The 20,439-nt window shown below is 66.6% G+C and carries 19 protein-coding genes; 18 read left to right on the forward strand and 1 reads right to left on the reverse strand.

Annotated features, from left to right (window positions below; translation table 11 throughout):
• The first annotated feature begins 45 nt into the window (after positions 1–45).
• The 11 genes from cofG to HHL14_RS16155 all read left to right on the forward strand — a co-directional run bounded on the left by cofG (position 46) and on the right by HHL14_RS16155 (position 12,064).
• Positions 46–1,206: a 7,8-didemethyl-8-hydroxy-5-deazariboflavin synthase CofG gene (gene cofG / locus HHL14_RS16105; RefSeq protein WP_169498599.1), complete on the forward strand. Its 1,161-nt coding sequence runs from the start codon at positions 46–48 to the stop codon at positions 1,204–1,206.
• Complete coding sequence (cofH, locus tag HHL14_RS16110; protein ID WP_169498600.1) at positions 1,203–2,513, forward strand: 5-amino-6-(D-ribitylamino)uracil--L-tyrosine 4-hydroxyphenyl transferase CofH; 1,311 nt, start codon at positions 1,203–1,205, stop codon at positions 2,511–2,513. The genes cofG and cofH overlap by 4 nt, the downstream gene beginning before the upstream one ends.
• A complete protein-coding gene (gene cofD / locus HHL14_RS16115; protein WP_169498601.1) occupies positions 2,506–3,510 on the forward strand; it encodes a 2-phospho-L-lactate transferase in 1,005 nt (334 codons plus the stop codon). The genes cofH and cofD overlap by 8 nt, the downstream gene beginning before the upstream one ends.
• Positions 3,507–4,145 carry a 2-phospho-L-lactate guanylyltransferase gene (cofC, locus tag HHL14_RS16120; protein ID WP_169498602.1) on the forward strand — a complete coding sequence of 213 codons (639 nt, stop codon included), beginning with the start codon at positions 3,507–3,509 and terminating at the stop codon, positions 4,143–4,145. Before cofD ends, cofC begins: the two co-directional genes overlap by 4 nt.
• Positions 4,142–4,921 (forward strand): coenzyme F420-0:L-glutamate ligase, encoded by a 780-nt coding sequence (gene cofE / locus HHL14_RS16125; RefSeq protein ID WP_169498603.1) that lies wholly within the window; start codon positions 4,142–4,144, stop codon positions 4,919–4,921. The genes cofC and cofE overlap by 4 nt, the downstream gene beginning before the upstream one ends.
• Entirely contained in the window at positions 4,918–5,598 is a 681-nt protein-coding gene (gene npdG / locus HHL14_RS16130) for an NADPH-dependent F420 reductase (protein WP_169498604.1), read from the forward strand. Before cofE ends, npdG begins: the two co-directional genes overlap by 4 nt.
• A 32-nt stretch (positions 5,599–5,630) precedes the next feature.
• A complete protein-coding gene (locus tag HHL14_RS16135) occupies positions 5,631–6,632 on the forward strand; it encodes a TIGR03842 family LLM class F420-dependent oxidoreductase (protein WP_169498605.1) in 1,002 nt (333 codons plus the stop codon).
• A gap of 84 nt (positions 6,633–6,716) precedes the next feature.
• Complete coding sequence (locus tag HHL14_RS16140) at positions 6,717–7,955, forward strand: Zn-dependent hydrolase (RefSeq protein WP_169498606.1); 1,239 nt, start codon at positions 6,717–6,719, stop codon at positions 7,953–7,955.
• A 147-nt stretch (positions 7,956–8,102) separates the two neighbouring features.
• Positions 8,103–9,218 carry an alanine dehydrogenase gene (gene ald, locus HHL14_RS16145; RefSeq protein ID WP_169498607.1) on the forward strand — a complete coding sequence of 372 codons (1,116 nt, stop codon included), beginning with the start codon at positions 8,103–8,105 and terminating at the stop codon, positions 9,216–9,218.
• Between the two features lie 141 nt (positions 9,219–9,359).
• Complete coding sequence (locus HHL14_RS16150) at positions 9,360–10,313, forward strand: LysR family transcriptional regulator (protein WP_169498608.1); 954 nt, start codon at positions 9,360–9,362, stop codon at positions 10,311–10,313.
• A 197-nt stretch (positions 10,314–10,510) separates the two neighbouring features.
• The gene (locus tag HHL14_RS16155; RefSeq protein WP_230413062.1) at positions 10,511–12,064 is read left to right on the forward strand and encodes an aminotransferase-like domain-containing protein; all 1,554 of its coding nucleotides are present in this window, start codon (positions 10,511–10,513) and stop codon (positions 12,062–12,064) included.
• 156 nt (positions 12,065–12,220) lie between these two features.
• On the opposite strand, the gene HHL14_RS16160 is transcribed toward HHL14_RS16155, so the two are convergent.
• Positions 12,221–13,435: an NAD(P)/FAD-dependent oxidoreductase gene (locus HHL14_RS16160; protein ID WP_206002354.1), complete on the reverse strand. Its 1,215-nt coding sequence runs from the start codon at positions 13,433–13,435 to the stop codon at positions 12,221–12,223.
• Between the two features lie 361 nt (positions 13,436–13,796).
• On the opposite strand from HHL14_RS16160, the gene HHL14_RS16165 reads away from it, so the two are divergent.
• From HHL14_RS16165 to HHL14_RS16195, 7 genes are all read left to right on the forward strand, one after another.
• The gene (locus HHL14_RS16165; RefSeq protein WP_169498610.1) at positions 13,797–14,186 is read left to right on the forward strand and encodes a VOC family protein; all 390 of its coding nucleotides are present in this window, start codon (positions 13,797–13,799) and stop codon (positions 14,184–14,186) included.
• 24 nt (positions 14,187–14,210) lie between these two features.
• On the forward strand, positions 14,211–15,179 hold the full coding sequence (locus HHL14_RS16170) for a PDR/VanB family oxidoreductase (protein ID WP_169498611.1): 969 nt from the start codon (positions 14,211–14,213) through the stop codon (positions 15,177–15,179).
• Positions 15,180–15,281: 102 nt separating this feature from the next.
• Positions 15,282–16,340: an aromatic ring-hydroxylating oxygenase subunit alpha gene (locus tag HHL14_RS16175; RefSeq protein WP_169498612.1), complete on the forward strand. Its 1,059-nt coding sequence runs from the start codon at positions 15,282–15,284 to the stop codon at positions 16,338–16,340.
• A 128-nt stretch (positions 16,341–16,468) separates the two neighbouring features.
• The gene (locus tag HHL14_RS16180) at positions 16,469–17,584 is read left to right on the forward strand and encodes an aromatic ring-hydroxylating oxygenase subunit alpha (protein ID WP_169498613.1); all 1,116 of its coding nucleotides are present in this window, start codon (positions 16,469–16,471) and stop codon (positions 17,582–17,584) included.
• Positions 17,581–17,790: a ferredoxin gene (locus tag HHL14_RS16185; protein ID WP_169498614.1), complete on the forward strand. Its 210-nt coding sequence runs from the start codon at positions 17,581–17,583 to the stop codon at positions 17,788–17,790. The genes HHL14_RS16180 and HHL14_RS16185 overlap by 4 nt, the downstream gene beginning before the upstream one ends.
• A 20-nt stretch (positions 17,791–17,810) precedes the next feature.
• Positions 17,811–19,040, forward strand: coding sequence for an NAD(P)/FAD-dependent oxidoreductase (locus tag HHL14_RS16190; protein ID WP_169498615.1), 1,230 nt, complete (start codon positions 17,811–17,813; stop codon positions 19,038–19,040).
• Positions 19,041–19,102: 62 nt separating this feature from the next.
• Positions 19,103–20,428 carry an aspartate aminotransferase family protein gene (locus HHL14_RS16195; protein WP_169498616.1) on the forward strand — a complete coding sequence of 442 codons (1,326 nt, stop codon included), beginning with the start codon at positions 19,103–19,105 and terminating at the stop codon, positions 20,426–20,428.
• The last annotated feature ends 11 nt before the right edge of the window (positions 20,429–20,439 follow it).

A 20,439-nucleotide genomic window follows, 5' to 3' on the forward strand; every position in this document is an offset into this window, starting at 1 on the left:
GGCAACGGGCCGACCCTTCTCAACCTTAGCGGTGGAGCGAACGACATGCTCTCCAGAGCCGAAGCGATTGCAATGGGCGAGTTGAGCGGCGACGAGTTGCTGCCGCTGATGGAACAGGCGCGCGACGTGCGGCAGCGGGCATGGGGCACCACGGTGACCTATTCCCGCAAGGTTTTCATTCCGCTCACTAACCTGTGCCGGGACCAGTGCGGCTATTGCACGTTCGCGCGGCAGCCGGGCGAGGCGGGTGCCGGTTATCTGACGCCCGCGCAGGTGATGGCGATTGCCGCGCGCGGCGAGGCGCTCGGCTGCAAGGAGGCGCTGTTCTCGCTGGGCGAGAAGCCGGAGCTGCGTTATCCCGAGGCCCGCGCGGCGCTGGACGCACTCGGCTACGCGAGCACGATGGACTACGTGGTCGCGATGGCCGGGCGTGTGCTGACTGAGACGTCGCTGATTCCGCATGTGAACGCCGGCACGCTGACGCGCGACGAACTCGTGCGCCTCAAGTCGGTGTGCGGTAGCGTCGGCCTGATGCTGGAGAACGTGAGCCGCCGGTTGGTACAGCGCGGTATGGCGCACTACGCGTGTCCCGACAAGGTGCCGGTGCAGCGTCTGCGCACGCTGGAGATGGCCGGCATCGCGCGGATCGCCACGACCACTGGCATCCTGATCGGCATTGGTGAGACGTGGGCCGAACGGATCGACAGCCTGCTCGCGATCGCCGAACTGCACGCGCGTCACGGCCACCTCCAGGAAGTGATCGTCCAGAATTTCCGCGCCAAGCCGGGGACGCCGATGGCGACGTGGCAGGAGCCGGGTCATGACGACATGCTGCGCACGCTGGCCGTCGCGCGCCTCATGCTGCCCGCCGACATCTCGCTGCAGGCGCCGCCCAATCTCGCCGAGGCGTTCGAGGACTACCTCGACGCGGGCATCAACGACTGGGGCGGGATTTCTCCCGTCACCGCCGATCACATCAACCCCGAACGCGCGTGGCCGGCCATCCACGATGTGGCGCGCCGCAGCCGGGGCCGCGGCCTGACGCTGGCCGAACGGCTGACCACCTATCCGCGTTATCTGCGCGAGCGCGCGTTCCTCGCGCCGGCGCCGCGGCGCGCGCTGGCGAGCCTGGCACGCGCCGACGGGCTCGCGCTGCAACAGTACGAGGCCACGCCGGTGGCGACTCATGAGGAGTGCGCAGCATGACCACCATGACGGACGCAGACTGGTTCGACCATCTCGCCGCATGCCGCGACGGTGTCGAGCCCGAACGCCTGCTGGCGCGCGCGACGCCGACGGTACGCGGCATCCTCGCGCGTCGTCTCGACGGTGCGGAAATCTCCCGCGACGAAGGCGAAATCCTGTTCGGCAGCGACGGCGACGATCTGAAGGCGGTGGTCGCCGCCGCCGACCGGATCCGCCGCGAGCGCGTCGGCGACACGGTCAGCTTCGTCGTGACCCGCAATATCAATTTCACCAACGTCTGCTACATGGGCTGCCGGTTTTGCGGCTTTGCCAAACGGCGCGAAGAGGCGGGCGCGGAACTGCTGTCGATGGACGAGATCGCGCACCGTGCCGAGGTGGCGAAGGCGCGCGGAGCGACCGAGGTCTGCATCCAGGGCGGCCTGCATCCCGACCTGTCCGCCGATCACTATCTCGACATCCTGCGCGCGATCAGGACGCGCGTGCCCGACATGCACGTTCATGCGTTCTCGCCGTTCGAGATCTGGTACGGCGCGAAGAAGCGCAGGCAGGCCCCCGCCGACTATCTGCGCGAGCTGAAGGCGGCGGGGCTCGGTTCGATCCCCGGCACGGCGGCGGAGATCCTCGATACCGAGGTGCGCCGGCAACTGACGCGCAACAAGCTGTCCGCCGAGGCGTGGGTGGAGATCGTCCGCGCGGCTCACGGCGTGGGCCTGCGCAGCACCTCCACGATGATGTACGGGCATGTGGACGGCCCGCGCCACTGGGCCGCGCATCTCGACCTGCTGCGCGCAATCCAGAAGCAGACCGGCGGCTTCACCGAGTTCGTGCCGCTCGGTTTCGTGCATAACGAGGCGCCGCTCTACATGGAGCGCGAGATTCCCGGCGTGCGGGCCGGCGCCACGCTGGTCGAGCACCTCAAGGTGCATGCGATCGCCCGGCTGATGCTGGCGGGCTGGATCGACAATATCCAGGTGTCGTGGGTCAAGCTCGGGCCGCAAGCCGGACAGGCGTTGCTGGCGGCGGGCGCCAACGATTTCGGCGGCACGCTGATGGACGAATCGATTTCGCGCTCGGCCGGGGCGTCGTTCGGCGAGGAGATCACGGCGGCGGAGATGGTCCGCATCATCCGCGACGCCGGTCGCCAGCCCGAGCGCCGCAGCACGCTCTATGTCCCGCTCGAACACTACGCCGACCACGACCCTGTCGCGCTGCCGCCATTGAAGGCGCGCGCCTACGATCCGGTCCAGTTCCTGCAACGGCCGGCGCGGCCGGCCGTGAGCGCCGGCAAGGAGTCCGTCCATGCGTGAGCGGATCAAGGACACGCGCGTCGTGCTGCTGGCTGGCGGCGTCGGCGGCGCGCGCATGGCTGTGGGCCTGAACGCGGTGCTCGAACCGGGCAGTCTGGGCATCGTCGCCAATATTGGCGACGACGAAGATTTCTACGGACTGCGAATCTGTCCGGACCTCGACACGCTGCTCTATACGCTGAGCGGCAAGGTCGATCCGCGCCAGGGCTGGGGCGTGAGGGATGACGCCACGCGCGCACTCGACGTGCTCGGCGAGTTGGGCGCGCCGGTATGGATGAAGCTCGGCGACGCCGATATGGGTCTGCACATCTGGCGCAGCTGGCGGCTCTCGCTCGGCGAGCGTCTGAGTGACGTGATGGCGGCCGCGGCGGCGCGCTTCGGCGTCGAGGCCGAATTGCTGCCCGTCTGCGACAGCCCGGTGCCGACGGAGATCGTCTGCGACGAAGGCACGCTGCGCTTTCAGCAATGGTTCGTCGGCCGCCGCGCCGCGCCGGCCGTGCGCGAGGTGCGCTACCGCGAAGCGCGGAACCGTGTCGTCACGCCGGACGCGCTGCGCGCGATCGAACGCGCGGATCTGGTGGTGATCGCACCGTCCAATCCGCTGCTGTCCATCGAGCCGATGCTGGCGCTCGGCGGTCTGCGCGAAGCGTTGCGCGCGTCGACGGCGCCGTGCGTTGCCGTGTCGCCGTTGATCGGCGGCAAGGCCGTCAAGGGGCCGCTGGACCGGATGCTCGACGACATGGGGTTGCCCGGCGGCAACGCGGGCGTCGCGCAGCGCTATGCGGGCCTGCTCGACGGACTGGTCATCCATGCCGACGACGCCGTCGATTGCGCGGCGTTGCGCGAGCGCGGGCTCGCGGTGCTGTGCGCCGGGACGCGCATTGCGTCGCGCGAGGCATCGGCGGAGCTTGCCGGCGCTCTGCTGGCGTGGGCGCGCGACGATCTGCGCGGCGGTCGTCCGGCGGATCGCGCGGTGCGTCCGGAGTGCGCGGCATGAAGACGCTCGTGGCCATTCCGATGAAAGCACCGGCGCGCGCGAAGACGCGCCTCGCTCCCGCGATGAACGATCGCCAGCGCGAACGGCTCGCGCTGCTGATGTTCGAGCGCACGCTGGGATTCTTCCGCGGGTACTGGCCGGACTTCGACGTGATGGCTGTGACCGATGCCGGCGAGATCGCCGCGTTGGCCGAGCGGCACGGCGCGGGCCTGCTGCTGGAAACGCGCGAGGCGGGGCTCAATGCGGCGGCCGCGCAGGCCTTGCGGCACGCGTTGGAGCGCGGCTACGAGCGGCTCGTGATCGTCCCCGGCGATGTGCCGGTCTGGCTGCGGGCCGAGGTCGCGCGGGTGCTGGCGCTGTCGCGGCGTCACGCGCTCACGCTCGCCGAGTCGTACGACGGCGGCACCAATCTGCTCGCGCTCGCGCCGCCGCAGCCTTTCGAGTTTCACTACGGACCGCAGTCCGCGGCACGCCATGCGCGCAGCGCGCGGCGGCGCGGGCTCAGCGTGGCGCGCTGCTGCCTGCCGTTTCTCGCGCGCGATATCGATACCGCGGCGGACTGCGTCGAACTCGCCGAGGCGTGGGCGGCAGGGTGCGGTCGCGGTCCCGCCGCCTGCAAGGGAGCACGGCGATGACGGCGCAAAGCCGCGCGATGGAACTGGTGGCACTGCCCGGTATTCCGGAGGTGCGCGAAGGCGACGACGTCGGCGCATTGCTCGTTGCCGCGATGGAGCGTGCCGGCTATCGCTGGCGTGCCGGCGACATCGTGGTGATTGCGCAGAAGATCGTCTCGAAGGCGGAGGGCCGAACGCGGCGGCTCGCCGATATCGAGCCGGGCGACACGGCGCGGCAATACGCGGAAGTCAGCGGCAAGGATCCGCGCAAGGTGCAGGCCATGCTCGACGAGTCGGTGGGCGTGGTGCGGGTCGCGCGCGTGCCGCCGGACGGCCTCGTGATCACACGGCACCGGCACGGCTGGGTCTGCGCGAATGCCGCCATCGACGAGAGCAACGTCGGCGAGGACGGCACGGTGCTGTTGCTGCCGCTCGACCCGGACGCCAGCGCCGCGCGCGTGGCACGGACGATCGCTGCGCGCAGCGGCATCGCGCCCGGCGTGATCGTCAGCGACACCTTCGGGCGCGCGTGGCGGCGGGGGCTGGTCAACGTAGCCATCGGCGTGGCTAACGTGCCGGCGCTCGTCAACTGGATCGGCCGCGCGGATGCCTACGGCCGGCCGCTGCAGGTATCGCAACCGGCGTTGGCCGACGAAGTGGCGGCCGCTGCCGGCCTGTTGATGGGGAAGGACAGCTTCACGCCCGCGGTGCTCGTGCGCGGGCTGGGCTGGGACATCGATCACGGCGCGAATGCCAGGCAACTGGTGCGCCCCTTGAAGGAGGACCTGTTCCAATGACCATAGCCATTCTCGGCGGTACCGGGCCGCAAGGGCAGGGGCTGGCCCTGCGATTCGCGATGGCGGGCATCGAGGTCGCGCTCGGCTCGCGCGATGCCGCGCGCAGCGTGGAAATCGCGCGCGATCTCAACGCGAAACTCGCGGGACGGCCGCGCTGCGCGCGCATCGACGGCTTCGAGAACGACCGCGCGGTGGTGGCCGCCGAACAGTTCGTGATGCTGGCGGTGCCCTATGCCGGCCACGACGCCACGCTGCGCGCGATCGCGCCGCTGCTGGCGGGCAAGACGCTGGTCGACCTCGTGGTGCCGCTCACGCCGGGCGATCCCAAAAGCGTGAGCATGCCGCCCGAAGGCTCGGCCACCGAGGCCGCCCAGGCACTGCTGGGCGAGCGCACGCGCGTGGTCGGCGCATTGCACAACGTCTCCGCGCATACGCTCAACCATCTCGACCAGTCGATCAATTGCGATGTGCTGGTGTGCGGCAACGATGTCGATGCCGCCGAGGCGGTGGCGGAGCTGGTGGGCCGCATCGGCGTGGCGGCGTACTACGCGGGCCCGGCGTCGAGCGCGCGCTGCGTGGAGGCGATCACGCCGCTCCTGATTCGCCTGAACATCAGCAGGAAAGTGCCGTTCAGCCATGCGGGCATCCGCATCTGGGCGCCCGGCGCGCCGGCCTGACCCATTTCAAGTACCTACAGAGGAGAGACGACATGCAATTTGGCATCTGCTTCAAGGGCTTCGTCGAGCCGGACCGCGCCCGCGCGCTGGTGCGCCTTGCCGAAGCGCACGGCTTCGACTACTGCTGGTTTTACGATTCGCACATTCTGTGGCGCGAATCGTTCGTGGCCATGGCCATGTGCATGGAGCACACCACCCGCATGCGCTTCGCGCCGTGCGTGACCAATCCCGACGTGCGCGAGTGGTCGCTGGCCGCCTCGCTGTACGGTAGCCTGGCGCTGCAATCGAAGGGGCGTATCGACATCGGTCTCGGCCGCGGCGACAGCTCGCGTCGCGTGATGGGCAAAAAGCCGGCGTCGATGGACCGCGTGGCGGCCTTCACCCAGGCCGTCAAAGGCATGGTGCGCGGCGACGAGGTGAAGTACGAAGATGCCGAGGCGCCGGTCAGGTTTCCGTGGGCCAACGGCTATGAGCTGCCGGTGTGGATCGCTGCCTATGGCCCCATCGCGCTCAGGTGCGCGGGCGAGCATGGCGACGGGCTGATCCTGCAGATCGCCGAACCGGGCCTGTGCAAGTGGTTCACCGACCAGGCTCTCGCCGCCGGCAGGAGCGCCGGCCGCGACATGTCGACATATCGCGTGCAGGCCGCCGCACCGGCTTATTTCGGTTCGATGGACGAGTGCATCGAGGCCACCAGATGGTTTCCGGCGATGGTCGGCAATCACGTGGCGGACATCGTCGACAAGTACGGCAAGGACTCGGACCTGGTGCCGAAGAGTCTGACCTCGTACATCGAGAAGCGGCGCGGCTACGACTACTCGAAGCACGGCCAGAGCGACAATCCGTATCTCGACTTCATCACGCCCGACGTGGTCGAAAGCTTCTGCGTGCTCGGCACGCCGGAGCAGCACATCGAGAAGATTGGCAAACTGCGGGAGGCCGGCGTCACGCAGTTCAACATTTATCTCGACAACGGCAATGAAGCCGAGATCATCGAGACATACGGCGAAAAGATCATTCCCGCCTTCCACTGAACGAGGCGCGCGTATCGGCCCCGCGCGCACCGCGTATCGCGCCGGGGCCGGCACCTCGCCCACTACACGGACAAGGACATAGCGATGACGGACTTGCGCATCGACGCTGAGCGCCTGTGGCGCTCGCTGATGGATCTCGCCGCGATCGGCGCCACGCCGAAGGGCGGCGTCAAGCGGCTGGCACTGACGGAGCTGGACAGGCAGGGGCGCGACCTGGTGGTGTCGTGGGGACGCGCGGCGGGCCTCGCCGTCACGGTCGACCGTATCGGCAATATCTTCATGCGCCGCGCGGGCACCGAGCCCGATCTGCCGCCGGTGGTGTCGGGCAGCCACATCGACACGCAGCCCACCGGCGGCAAGTTCGACGGCAACTACGGCGTGCTGGCCGCGCTGGAAGTGATGCGCACGCTCGACGCCGCCGGCCTGCGGACCCGCGCGCCGCTCGAGATCGCGATCTGGACCAACGAGGAAGGCTCGCGCTTCGTGCCGGTGATGATGGGCTCGGGCGTGTTCTGCGGCGCCTTCACGCTCGAGCATGCGTATGCGGCGCGCGATATCGACGGCCGGCGCGTGCGCGACGAGCTGGAAGCGATCGGCTACCTCGGCGACGAGGAGCCGGGCCGCCATCCGATCGGCGCGTACTTCGAGGCGCATATCGAACAGGGTCCGGTGCTCGAGGATGCCGACAAGGTGATCGGCGTGGTGCCGGGCGTGCTCGGCCTCGCGTGGTACGACTGCGAGATTACCGGCATGGAAGCCCACGCCGGCCCGACGCCGATGCCGCTGCGCAAGGACGCGCTGCAGGTGGCCACGCGCGTGATGCAGGAAGTGGTCGCGATTGCCGATCGGTATCCGCCTTACGGCCGGGGCACGGTGGGCTTCGTGCAGGTGTTTCCGAACAGCCGCAACGTGATTCCGGGCAGCGTCAGATTCAGCATCGACCTGCGCAACGTGAACGACGTGCTGCTGAACCGGATGCACGACGAAATACTCGCCTATGTCGAGCGCGTGCAGTCGGAAAGCGGTCTCCCGATCCGCATCGAACGGGTGTCGTACTACCCGCCGTGCGAGTTTCATCCGCGCTGCGTGGAGGCGGTGCGGCGGGCGACGGCGGCGCTTGGCTACTCGAACATGGACGTGGTCTCCGGAGCCGGGCACGACGCGATCTACGCGGCCCGTGTCGCGCCGTCCGGCATGATCTTCGTGCCGTGCAAGGACGGCATCAGCCATAACGAAATCGAGGACGCGCGGCAGGAGCATCTGGAGGCCGGCTGCAACGTGCTGTTGCACGCGATGCTGGAGTGGGCCGGGCTCGCGCGCTGACTGTCACGATAGACGCCAGTCGGAGATGGCGGGATGTTTTGATTGGGATTCCGAAGGAGATGGACGGGCGCGAATCTCGCGCGGCGTCGATGCATCGATGCATATCGTTCTGCAACCGGCCCCGAGGGGCAAAAGAGGAGACTGACCATGCGGATCGGCGTACCGAAGGAAATCAAGAACCACGAGTATCGGGTCGGACTGACGCCCGCCAGCGTGCGCGAACTGTGCGCACGCGGACACGAGGTGCTGGTGGAGAGCGGGGCCGGCGCGGCCATCGGCATGACGGACGAGCAGTATCTGGCCGCCGGTGCCCGCCTGAGCCGCCACGCGCAGGAGATATTCGGGAGCGCGGACATGATCGTCAAGGTGAAGGAGCCGCAGCCCGCGGAGTGCGCGATGCTGCGGCCCGGGCAGATTCTCTATACCTACCTGCACCTGGCGCCCGATCCGGCGCAGACGGCGGCGCTGGTGCATTCCGGGGCGATCTGCATTGCCTACGAGACCATCACCTCGCCGAACGGCGGCCTGCCGTTGCTCGCGCCGATGAGCGAAGTCGCCGGCCGCATGGCGGTCCAGGCCGGCGCGGCGTATCTCGAACGCTCGAAGGGCGGCATGGGGTTGTTATTGGGCGGCGTGCCCGGCGTGCCGGGGGCCAGCGTGGTTATCGTCGGGGCCGGCGTGGTCGGCGCCAATGCCTTGCAGATGGCGGTGGGGATGGGCGCGCGCGTGACGGTGCTCGACCGCAACATCGACCGTCTGCGCCAGCTGGACCTCGTCTACGGCAATCGCATCGCTACTCAATTCTCAACCACGCAGGCCGTCGAAGAGGTCGTGCTGGGCGCGGATCTGGTGATCGGCGGCGTGCTGATTCCGGGTGCCGCGGCGCCCAAACTTGTGACCCGCGATATGATCGCGCGCATGAAGCCGGGCTCGGTGGTCGTCGATGTGGCGATCGATCAGGGTGGCTGCTTCGAGACGTCCGTCGCCACCACCCATGCGGAGCCGACCTTCGTGGTGGACGGCGTCATCCATTACTGCGTGGCCAACATGCCGGGCGCGGTGGCGCGAACCTCCACGCTGGCGCTCAACAATGCCACCATCGGCCACGCTCTCACCATCGCCGGCAAGGGGTGGAAGCAGGCGCTGCGTGAAGACCGGCACCTGTGCGCGGGACTGAACGTGTGCGAAGGCCGTGTAACTCATGAAGCCGTGGCGGGCACGCTCGGCTACGAATACGTGCCGGCGCAGCGGCTCGCGGCGTAGCAATGCGACGACGTCGCGGCGCGCGGTCCCTTCGACGGGATCTTCCGTGGGCTTCAGAAGGGGCGCGTTCTCCCGCATTGCGAAATGCCATGCTCCCGCATGACACTGCGAGTTTCGGTATCTACCGTTGCTGGGGGCTTTATGCAATTGGATTTCAGGCTGGTGATGGCGTTTTCGCTGGTGATGCGGACCGGCAGCCTGACCCAGGCGGAAGCGATCAGCGGCATTTCGAAGGCCACGCTGAGCCGGCAATTGCAGGGACTGGAAGAAGCGCTCGGCGCCACGCTGTTCAACCGTCGCGCGCGGGGGATGAGTCCGACCGAGGCCGGCCGGGCGTTCCACGCGCATTGCGAGCACATCCTCGCCGACGTTTCGGGGCGCCTGGAGCAGGCACGGGTGCAGCTTCAGGAACTGAGCTCCGGGATCGGCGGAGAACTATCGATCAAGGCCGATAGCGAGTTCAGCACCAACTTCGCTTCGCATGTCGCCAAGCTGTTCGTCGCCCGGCATCCCAATGTCAGGCTCAATCTCGACGTCACGGGGCTGCCGGGCTGCGCCAGCGCCGAAGACGTCGACTGCTATATCTGCGCCGAGCCGCCGGACATGCCGAACCTCGTCGGCAAGCTGCTGGGGCGCATCAGCTATGGGCTGTACGCGAGCCCGTCCTATCTGAAGCGCAAGGGCGATCTGGTCACGCCGCTGGATGCGACGCGCCATGATTGCATCGTGATCCGGGCCGCCAGCGGCGAGAAGTGTCCCGTGGTGTTGCATTCGGAAAACGGCAGCCAGCCGTATCTTCCGCGGGTCACCGTCACGACCAACGACCATTGGGTCATGAAGACTTTCTGCATTGATGGTTTCGGGATTGCGCTGTTGCCGGATTTCTTCGTGCAACCGGAGCTGAACTGCCAGTTGCTGGTGCCGGTATTGCCACAGTGGAAACCCGAACACCGGCGGGTCTACTGTGCCTACCAGAAGCAGAGATACGCCGGCAAGAAGCTGCGCCACCTGATCACGCTGATGGAGGACTGCATCGAGGACATCGGCTCCTGTGGCGGTTATGTGGGCAATAGCACGCCGGTGAGTTGCGTATGAATCGCTGGTCTTGACGAGGTGGCGCGCAGGCCGCGCCGGGGACGCCATGCCTGTCAGCGTTTCAATTGTGAAACGCAGTGTAGTCGGATGCTGCTGATCGAAGCGGAGGTTGGCCGATAGAATTTGCCATCGACGCCAGTGCGGGTCGAGACGTTCGAAGGCGGATCGCACAATAAGACCAGCCAGGAGATGTCCCCATGAATGCCTACGCTTCACCAGCGGCAGCGCTGATGGCCGCGAGGACGACGATGCCGGCCGACGAATACGAGGCCGGCACGGCACAGAACGAATCCTCGCCACAGCGCGAGTCGACCTTGCTGGAGGAACTGCGGATCGAGCGGCGGCGCGGTGTCAGCCTGGTCGACCAGCTCGTCGCCCGACTCGACGCGATGGTCGAATCGGGTCGGCTGCGCGCAGGCACGAAGACCCCGTCGGTGCGGGAACTGGCAAAGTCGCTGGGCGTCAGCACGTTCACCGTGGCGGAGGCCTACGACGTGCTGGTCTCCCGGCGCGTGCTGAGCTCCCGCCCAGGCTCCGGCTATTTCGTCACCTCGCGCGCCGGGCAGGTGGCGGCGCTGCCGGACGAGTCGATCAGACGGACGGAGGTGGCCTCCGGCGAGTGGCTGCCGGTGCTGGTGTGGAATCAGGATCCTGCACTGCTGCCGGTCGGCGCCGGTGTGCTGCCGCCTGAGTGGTGCAGCGAGAGCATGATGCTGCAGGCGCTCAGGCAGGCTATCAAGATGCCGGCGGAGCGTCTGGTGGGCTACGGTCATCCGCTGGGTTTTCCGCGTCTGCGTCAGCTGCTGGCGCGCGGATTCACCGAGCGGTTCTGCACGGTCTCGCCGGAACAGATCATTCTGACGAACGGCGTGTCGCATGGGCTCGATCTCGTCGTGCGCTCTTTCCTGCAGCCCGGCGACACGGTATTCGTGGAAGAGCCCGGCTATTTCAATACCTATCATCTGCTACGCAAGTACGGCGTCGAAATGATCGGGGTGCCGCGCGGACCGGACGGGCTGCACGTCGACAAGCTGGCGGCGATGGCCGCGGAATATCGGCCCAAGGCAATCTTTCTGAGTTCGGTGCTGCAGAACCCGCTGTCGACCACCTTGTCGGCCGCGCAAGCCTATCGCGTCGTCGCGCTGGCCGAGCAGCACGATTTCCTGATCGTGGAGGACGATATCTTTCGCGATCTGGCGTCGCCGTCGGACCCGTCGCTGGCATCGCTGGATGGATTGAACCGCGTCATCTGTCTGGGCGGCTTTTCCAAGACCATTGCGCCTTCGTTGCGGACCGGCTTCATTCTCTGCCCGCCGCATCTCGTTTCCGAGATCGTCAGGACGAAGATGACCTGCGGTCTGACGACCTCGGATCTGAACGAGCGCTGCATTTACGAGGTGCTGTCGGATCCCGGCCACCGCCGCTATATCGACCGGCTGCGAATGAGGCTGTCCAACAATCGGGAACAGTTTCTGGCCTTGCTGGCCGACATCGGCATGACGCCGCTCGCGATGCCTCGCGGCGGTCTGTTCGTCAGCGCGGGATGGCAGGTCGCGCCCACGGAGGACTTCAACACCGAGCGGATCGTCGAGGAAGCCCGCGCGGCAAAGATCGCGCTCGCCGCGGGCGACGAATTCCTGCTGTCGCCTTTGTCGGACTGGGTGTGGTTCCGTTTCAATGTCGCGTATTGCGGCGCGCCCGAATTGCAGGCGTTCCTGCGTACGGTGTCGGCGCGCGTGCAGGCGGCGTAAGCCGATTCAGGGACGATTCGGGTCGATGCGAAGCGGCGCGCTTGCCGCCGGACGATGCATCGATGTCTCGACGGTGCGCATGATGCACCGCCTCTGGCGTGGCGGGGCACGGCGCTCCTGGCGTCGTCGACCCCTAAGCGTGGGCGGGACGCGCGGTCAATCGGCGTCGGCCAGCGCGCTGACGCCTTCAGTCGCGGTAGCGAAGCCCCGATGCTGCTGCATGCGGCTTCTCAACGTGGCGAACGCCCGCGGCGCGTCGATCGCGAACACGCCAGTAATCTCGTTGCCGTGCCGGTACGCGCACAGGAAAGGGCGCTGACTCGGGTCGCCGATCAGCGAAACCGCTTCGCCGAGATCCGTGCGGCCGGCGACCTGGATGCGGCAGCCGTACTGGTCCGTCCAGAAATAAGGGATGGTCGAGAACGGGCGTGCCCGCGCGCGGCCGAGCAGCAGGTTCTGCGCCGCGTGCATGCCCTGGTCGGCCGCGACGAGCCACTGTTCGCCGCGCATGACGCCGCCCCACCATGCGTTGGGCCACGCCACGACGTCGCCGGCAGCGTAGACCGTTTCCGGGCCGGCATTGAGCGTGTCGTCGCACAGCAGGCCGTCGTCGAGCGTCAGGCCGGAGTCGCTCAGCCATTCCGTGTTCGGCTCCACGCCGATGCCCACGACGACGAGGTCGGCCGGCAACTCCCAGCCGTCCGCGAGGCGAACGAACTGCACCCGATCGTTGCCGCCGAACCCGGTCACGCGCGCCTTGCAGACGAGGTTGACGCCGAACTCCTCGTGCAACCGCGCGAAGACGTGACCGAGTTGCGCGCCGACCGCGCGCGACATCGCCGTCTCCGCGACCTCCAGCAACGTTACCTGTGCGCCGCTCGATGCCGCGCTCGACGCCACCTCGGAGCCGACGAAGCCCGCGCCGATGATCACGACCCGGGTGCCCGGCAGGATGCTTTCCCTGATGGCGAGCGCATCGTCGATCGTGCGCAGCGTGTGGATGCCTTTCAGCGCTCGCCCGGTGTGGAGTTTCCGGGCGCGCGCGCCGGTCGCGACGATGAGCCCGTCGTATCGCAGCCACTGGCCACCGATGCGCAGACGCTTCGCGCGGACGTCGAGCTGCTCGGCGTGCTCGCCCAGACGCAGCGTCACCTCCTGCTGCGCAAACCAGTCGATCTCGCGGTACTGCAGTTCCGCGGGGCCGATCTCGCTGGTCAATATCTGCTTGGACAGTGGCGGTCGGTCGTAGGGCGCGTGAGGCTCGCCGCTGACCAGCGTGATGTCGCCCTCGAAGCCTTCCCGACGAAGCGTTTCCACCGCCCGCAATCCGGCGACACTCGCTCCGACTACGACAATGTTGCGCAAAGACATGATTGACCTCGGCGTGTGGAATTGCGGGCTCGCGTCTTGCCGCCATGCCGCCCGGTTTCTTGTGATGGGCACTCGAGCCGTATGCGTCTATCCAGCTGAAGATTGCCTGAGTGATGGTAGCAGCAGAGAAGCCGGCCCGGCAGTGGCGAAGTGCAAATCGTGCGCCTGCTGTACATCGCGCAACGGTGACGCTGTACAGAACTTTCGGCCAACACGGTCGATGCGCACACCCGAAGCGTTTGCGCGAACAAGACCGGACTGCACATGTTCATCGCACGCGTGCCTGCGCACCATACATACAACCGCGCGAAGCATGCACGCGCGTTTGCCGCAATCGGCGTGACAGCCCGAGGAACAGCACATGGCACATCTGTCTTACGTGAATGTCTTCGCCCGCGATATCGAGGCGCTGAGCGACTTCTATCGACGCGTGTTCGGCTTCGTCGAAATCGAAGCGATCCGTTCGCCGATTTTTCGCGGACTCGACACCGGCCGCAGCAGCCTCGGCTTCAATGCGCACGATGCCTACGACCTGCTTCAACTGTCGGATTTCCGGAACGCAGTGGGCGTGAAGTTCCTGCTCAACTTCGACGTCGACACGAAAGACGCGGTCGACCATCTCGTGCCCGTCGCCGTCGCTGCCGGCGCGACGCTGGTGAAAGCGCCGTACGAAACCTACTACCACTGGTATCAGGCAGTTCTTCTCGACCCGGAAGGCAACGTATTCCGCATCAATCACGTGTTGTCCTGAGCCGGGCCCGCAAGAGGAGGAGCGATGAAAGGAAGGGAAACCATCGAGGTGGAGGTGCGCGGCATCCGGCTGGAAGCGGAGACGGTGCGCTCATTCGAGCTTTGGCCAGTTGCCGGAGAACTGCCGCGTTTTACGGCGGGCGCGCATCTCGATGTGCAGGTACTGCCCGACGTGCTCAGGCAGTACTCGCTGACGAATCCTCACGAGCGCCACCGCTACGTGATCGCGGTCCATCGCGATCCGGCCGGGGCGGGCGGCTCGATGCGCATGCATGACGCGGTGACGATCGGCAGCCGTCTGAGCGTGAGCGTGCCGCGCAATCATTTCCCTCTCAACGAGCGCGCGGAGCACTCGGTGTTCGTCGCCGGCGGCATCGGCGTGACGCCATTGCTGGCGATGGTTCGCCGCCTGAGCGAGCTCGGCCGCAGTTGGGTCTTCTACTACTGCGCGCGCACCCCGGGTCGGGCCGCCTTTCTGCGCGAGCTGCACGATCTCGCCGACACCTGTGCGGGCGGCACGCTGCACTGCGTGTTCGATGGCGAGCCGGGCGCGGCATCGCTGAATCTCGACGACGCGCTGGGCGCGCATCGCGGCCATGCGGATTTCTACTGCTGCGGTCCGGAGCCGCTGATGGAGGCCTTCTCGAAGACGCTTGCCGGCGTGGCCCCCGAGCGGATTCACCTCGAATACTTCAAGGCGCCGGCTGCCGACGCGTCCGTCGATGCCGACGCGTTCACCGTCGTTCTCGCGAGGCGAGGCAAGACGCTGCGGGTGCCCGCGGGCCGCTCGATTCTGGAGGTGCTGCGGGAGAACGGCGTGCCGACGCTTTCTTCATGCCGCCAGGGCATCTGCGGGACGTGCGAAACGGCGGTCATCGAGGGCGAGCCCGATCACCGGGATCACGTTCTGACGCCGCGTGAGCGTGCTTCGAACCAGACCATGATGATCTGCGTGTCGCGTTGCAAGGGCGAGCGGCTGACGCTGGATATCTGACGCTAAGGACGGGGCAGGCAGCCGCCTGGCGACGGCTGCGACGAGGGCAGGGCCGCGGGTTGACGGCCATGCCGGTTTCCATTCATTGGGAGAGCAATCGACATGACGAATCTTGCAGATATTCCGCTCGAGGTGGAGAGAAGCCCGAAGCCGGAGTTGTTCACCGCGATGCGCAAGTACTGGCACGCGGTCGCTTATTCCGGACAACTGAAGGATAAGCCGCTCGGCGTGACGCTGCTGGGCGAGTCCGTGGTCGTGGCGCGTCTGAACGGCGAGGTCCGCGCGATGCATGGCCGGTGCCCGCACAAGGGCACGGCCCTGGCGCTCGGCAACGTCGTCGAGGGTGCGATCGAATGTCCGTATCACGGCTGGCGTTTCGACGGCGGCGGCAAGTGCGTTCGCGTTCCCGCGCGCGAGGAGCTGACCGAGGCCATGAGCGTATCGGTCGATTGCTACTACGCGGCCGAGCATGTCGGCATCATCTGGGTGGCGCTCGAAAAGCCGATTGCGCCGCTGCCGGAGTTTGCGGAGCTGACCGATCCGGGCTTTCGCGTCCAGCAGGGTCCGAACTACGAATGGGCGACCAGCGCGCCGCGCCGGCTCGAGAATTTCGTCGACTTCAGCCATTTCCCGTACGTACACGACGGCACCATCGGCGCCCGCGAAAGCCCCGGCGTGGAGACCGTGAAGGTCTGGCGCGACGGTCACGTGTTGCGCTTCGACCGCGACGGCTATCTGCCGCCCAACCCCGATCTCTACAAGCTGCTGTTCCCGGTTCGGGACGCAGACCAGGTGACGCCGCTCAACGAGTACCACATCTCCCTGCCGGCGACCGTCTACGTGAGTTTCCGCATGCCCAACGACCGGCACTATGTGCTGTTCATGAGCGCCTCGCCGGTTACCGAGAATCTCACACGCGTGTTCTGGTGGCAGGCGCGCGATTTCCGCACGGAGCCGATGGAGGACCTGTTTTTCAAGGAACTGGAAGACACGATCCTCAGCGAGGACAAAGCCATCATCGAGTCGCAGCAGCCGAAATGGTTCAGCTTCAACGGCGCCAGCCGGGACGACCGCGAAATTCCGGTGCGCGGCGCCGACGTGGTGTCCGTCGAATACCGACGCTGGCTGTTCGAAAAGTTCGTCGAATCGCAGAACCTCTGACGATCGGCAATCGGTCTGTCGCGAGAGAAGCGCGCGCGCCCCTGGCGCAAGCGTTTCCGACGGCGGTGTCAAAGGACGCAGATAAATCGCGCATTACGTTCGCGCTCGTCGCATGAGGAGAAGAATAGATGGCTGTCCCCAATCTGAAGCAGGTTCCGGCGCTGAGCCGCGCCAATGAACTGAATGTCGAAGGCGAGGCGCGGGTGTATCGTTCGATGCGCTATTTCTGGCACGTCGTCGCCTACTCGCACGAGGTCACCGACAAGCCCGTCGGCTTTACGCTGCTCGAGCACGATATCGTGATCGTGCGGCTCAACGGCGAGATCTCGGTGTTCGACGATCTCTGCCCGCATCGCGGCACGCGGCTTTCCCTCGGCCATGTCCGCGACGGCTGCCGTCTGGAGTGTCCGTATCACGGCTGGCAATTCGATCAGGAGGGCGAACTGACGCTCGCCCCGCAGCGCGCGGATCTGGCCGGGCAGCTGCGCGCCCGAACCCGCAAGTATCTGTCGGTCGAGAGGTACGGCATGATCTGGGCCTGCCTCGAGGACAAGCCCTATTTCCCGTTACCGGAGTACCCGGTCTGGGACGACGCCGACTTTCATTACGTGGCCGTCACGCCGGCCGAAGACTGGAAGTGCAGCGCGCCGCGCCGCGTCGAAAACTACACCGACTATTCGCACTTCGCCATTCTCCATGACGGCTACCTCGCGGACCGCACGGTGCCGGAGGTACCGCCGCACGAAGTGTTCCGTAACGACAACCGGCTCGAGAACGTCCAGGGCGAGGGCTCGTGGGTGCGCGTGCCGATCGACTCGGCCGCGTGGGGCGGCAAGGACAAGCCGGCCGATCCGTATCTGCGGCTGCACTTCAACTGGCGCGTATTCATGCCGCTCACCTGCGTGTACGACATCACCTTCCAGGACGGCAACCGCTACCACCTGCTGTTCCACCCGACGCCGATGGGGCCGAAGAAGATCCGCAACTTCACCGTGTCGTCGCGCGATTTCGGCGACCCGGCCAAGGCGGATGCGGAACTCGGGGACTTCGTCAAATTCATCTACGACCAGGACCGGTGGGTCGTCGAGTCGCAGCGGCCGGAGGAACTGCCGGAAGATCTGACGCGCGAGATGCACGTCAAGGGTGTCGACAAATACTCGGTCGAGTATCGACTGTGGCTGCTCGAACTCGCCAAGGAGCTGGGCAAACCGGCAATCCACGTTCATGAGGAGAAGACCAGATGAAAATCGAAGTCGACATGAAAAAGTGCGTGTGCGCGGGGATGTGCATCTCCCTCGCGCCCAGTCTGTTCGATCTCGACGGCAACTCGCGCCTGCTGGTGATCAAGGACGAGTGCAGCAGCGCCGGCGAGATCAGGCAGGCGCAAGACGCGATGGCGTGCTGCCCGGTCGAGGCCATTCGCCTGACGGACCTGTGCCGTACCGAATGACCAGAGAGACGGGAGGCATCGTGAAGGCACCGATCAGCTCGGGCAGTCGGCGAGTCGTCATGGTTGGCGGCGGACTCGCCGCGTTGCGCTGCACCGAGGAGTTGCGGCGTGGCGGGTATGACGGCAGGATCGCGATCGTGACCGCGGAACCCCATTTGCCGTACGACAGACCGCCGCTTTCCAAGGACGTGCTACTCGGCACTCGCGAGCCCGACGAGATCCGCTACCGGGACGACGCGTTCTACCGCGAGCACGAGGTGGACATGTTCCTGTCGCATCGGGCGACGGAGTTGCGCATCCGCGAGCGCGAGGTGCTGGCGAACGGTTCGCCGATCGCCTTCGACGACCTGCTCATCTGCACGGGTGCCGCTCCGCGTCCGCTGCCTGTGCAAACGGATCTCGACGGGATCTATTCGCTGGGCTGCATCGAGGACACGCTGAAGCTGCGCGCAGCCATGCGCAACGGCTCGCCGCGCGTGGTGATCCTCGGCGCCGGCTTCATCGGCGCGGAAGTGGCTTCCTGCGCGCGTTCGTCAGGTTTGCAGACGACCCTCGTCAATCTCGCCTCGACGCCGCTGGAGCGCGCGGTCGGGCCGGCCATGGGGGCGCTGTTGTCGGCCCTGCACGCGGACTGCGGCGCGCGGTTGCTCTGCAACGTATCGATCGCGGAAATCTCCGGCACCGGACGCGTCGAGGAGCTGCTGCTGACCAACGGCGAGCGCATTCCGTGCGACATCCTCGTCGTCGGCGTCGGCTCGGCGCCGAACATCGGCTGGCTGCAGGGATCGGGGCTCGAACTGGCGAACGGCATCGTCTGCGACGCCACGCTGTCGGCCGGGCCGCCCGGCATTTACGCGGCCGGCGACGTCGCCTGGTGGCCGAACGAACTGTTCGGCCGCGAGATGCGCTGCGAGCAATGGACCAACGCGGCGGAGCAGGGGCGCCATGTCGCGCGCAATATTCTGGCCGGCCACGAAAACCGGACGCCGTTCGTCGGCAGCAACTACTTCTGGTCGGATCAGTACGGTCACCGCATCCAGTTCGCTGGCTCCGAGGCCGCCGACGAGGTGAGGATCGTCATGGGCTCGTTCGAGAGCCGGCGCTTCCTTGCCTACTACCGGAAGGGCGACGTGCTGTGCGGTGCGCTGGCCTTGAACGAATCGAAGCATCTGATGCTGGCCAAGCTGCAGATCGAGAAGCGCACCTGCTGGGACTCGGCACTCGAAGCCCTGGGCCATTGTCTGGTCTAGACCCTGGGCAGAACTTCCTCTTCATATCGGGGGCCGTTCGCTCCCGTACAAGGACACATTCCATGACTTCGCCAGGCGCCAAGCTGAACCTGAACGCACACTGGATGCCATTCAGCGCCAACCGCAATTTCCAGCAGGACCCGCGGATGATCGTCGCGGGAGAGGGCAAGTGGTTGATCGACCAGCAGGGGCGCAGGATTTTCGACGGCCTCTCCGGCCTCTGGACCTGCGGCGCCGGTCATGCGCGCAAGGAGATCCGCGATGCCGTGGCGACCCAGCTCGGCACGCTCGACTACTCGCCGGCCTTCCAGTTCGGCCATCCGTTGTCGTTCGAACTGGCCGCACGGATCGCCGACCTGTTCCCCGGTTCGCTGAACCACGTCTTCTTCACGGGTTCGGGTTCCGAGTGTGCCGATACGGCTGTCAAGATGGCGCGCGCGTACTGGCGGCTCAAGGGGCAACCGGCGAAGACGCGCCTGATCGGCCGGGCGCGCGGCTACCACGGCGTCAATGTCGCCGGCACCAGTCTGGGCGGCATCGGCGGCAACCGCAAGATGTTCGGACAACTGATGGATGCGGACCACCTGCCGCACACGCTCCAGGCCGATTGCGCGTTTACGAAGGGGCAGGCCGACACGGGCGGGGTCGAACTCGCCAACGAGCTGCTGACGCTGATCGAGCTGCACGATGCATCCAACATCGCGGCGGTGATTGTCGAACCGATGTCGGGCTCGGCGGGCGTCATCGTGCCACCGAAGGGATATCTGCAGCGCTTGCGGGAGATCTGCAGCCAGCATCAGATCCTGCTGATTTTCGACGAGGTCATCACGGGCTTCGGCCGCCTCGGCAAGGCCAGCGGTTCGGCGTATTTCGGCGTCGAGCCGGATATCGTCAACGTGGCGAAGCAGTTGACCAATGGCGCGATTCCGATGGGCGCGGTGATTGCCTCCAGCGAAATCTATTCGACGTTCATGAATCAGACCGCGCCCGCGCACGCTGTCGAATTCGGCCACGGCTATACCTATTCGGGCCACCCGGTCGCGTGCGCGGCGGCGCTGGCGACCCTGGATCTGCTCGAACGCGAGAATCTGATCCACCAGGCGGCCGAACTCGCGCCCGGCTTCGAGGAAGCGATCCATGGTCTGCGCGGTACGCGGCACGTCGTCGACATCCGCAATTGCGGCCTCGCCGGCGCGCTCCAACTGGCGCCGCGCGACAGCGACCCGACCGTGCGCCCATTCGAAGCGGGGCTGGCGCTATGGAAGAAGGGCTTCTACGTCCGCTTTGGCGGGGACACGCTGCAATTCGGGCCGCCGTTTCATACCACGCGCGGTGAACTGAACACGCTCTTCGACGCGGTGGGCGACACGCTCAACGCGCTCCCGTGATAAGTCTCTTC

The sequence above is a fragment of the Paraburkholderia antibiotica genome (assembly GCF_012927125.1).
GTDB lineage: Bacteria > Pseudomonadota > Gammaproteobacteria > Burkholderiales > Burkholderiaceae > Paraburkholderia > Paraburkholderia antibiotica.

Excerpts from the sequence above, each read along its gene's own strand:
- cofG (WP_169498599.1), top strand. The coding sequence starts at position 46 with ATGCTCTCCAGAGCCGAAGCGATTGCAATGGGCGAGTTGAGCGGCGAC.
- cofH (WP_169498600.1), top strand. The coding sequence starts at position 1,203 with ATGACCACCATGACGGACGCAGACTGGTTCGACCATCTCGCCGCATGC.
- cofD (WP_169498601.1), top strand. The coding sequence starts at position 2,506 with ATGCGTGAGCGGATCAAGGACACGCGCGTCGTGCTGCTGGCTGGCGGC.
- cofC (WP_169498602.1), top strand. The coding sequence starts at position 3,507 with ATGAAGACGCTCGTGGCCATTCCGATGAAAGCACCGGCGCGCGCGAAG.
- cofE (WP_169498603.1), top strand. The coding sequence starts at position 4,142 with ATGACGGCGCAAAGCCGCGCGATGGAACTGGTGGCACTGCCCGGTATT.
- npdG (WP_169498604.1), top strand. The coding sequence starts at position 4,918 with ATGACCATAGCCATTCTCGGCGGTACCGGGCCGCAAGGGCAGGGGCTG.
- HHL14_RS16135 (WP_169498605.1), top strand. The coding sequence starts at position 5,631 with ATGCAATTTGGCATCTGCTTCAAGGGCTTCGTCGAGCCGGACCGCGCC.
- HHL14_RS16140 (WP_169498606.1), top strand. The coding sequence starts at position 6,717 with ATGACGGACTTGCGCATCGACGCTGAGCGCCTGTGGCGCTCGCTGATG.
- ald (WP_169498607.1), top strand. The coding sequence starts at position 8,103 with ATGCGGATCGGCGTACCGAAGGAAATCAAGAACCACGAGTATCGGGTC.
- HHL14_RS16150 (WP_169498608.1), top strand. The coding sequence starts at position 9,360 with ATGCAATTGGATTTCAGGCTGGTGATGGCGTTTTCGCTGGTGATGCGG.
- HHL14_RS16155 (WP_230413062.1), top strand. The coding sequence starts at position 10,511 with ATGAATGCCTACGCTTCACCAGCGGCAGCGCTGATGGCCGCGAGGACG.
- HHL14_RS16160 (WP_206002354.1), bottom strand. The coding sequence starts at position 13,435 with ATGTCTTTGCGCAACATTGTCGTAGTCGGAGCGAGTGTCGCCGGATTG.
- HHL14_RS16165 (WP_169498610.1), top strand. The coding sequence starts at position 13,797 with ATGGCACATCTGTCTTACGTGAATGTCTTCGCCCGCGATATCGAGGCG.
- HHL14_RS16170 (WP_169498611.1), top strand. The coding sequence starts at position 14,211 with ATGAAAGGAAGGGAAACCATCGAGGTGGAGGTGCGCGGCATCCGGCTG.
- HHL14_RS16175 (WP_169498612.1), top strand. The coding sequence starts at position 15,282 with ATGACGAATCTTGCAGATATTCCGCTCGAGGTGGAGAGAAGCCCGAAG.
- HHL14_RS16180 (WP_169498613.1), top strand. The coding sequence starts at position 16,469 with ATGGCTGTCCCCAATCTGAAGCAGGTTCCGGCGCTGAGCCGCGCCAAT.
- HHL14_RS16185 (WP_169498614.1), top strand. The coding sequence starts at position 17,581 with ATGAAAATCGAAGTCGACATGAAAAAGTGCGTGTGCGCGGGGATGTGC.
- HHL14_RS16195 (WP_169498616.1), top strand. The coding sequence starts at position 19,103 with ATGACTTCGCCAGGCGCCAAGCTGAACCTGAACGCACACTGGATGCCA.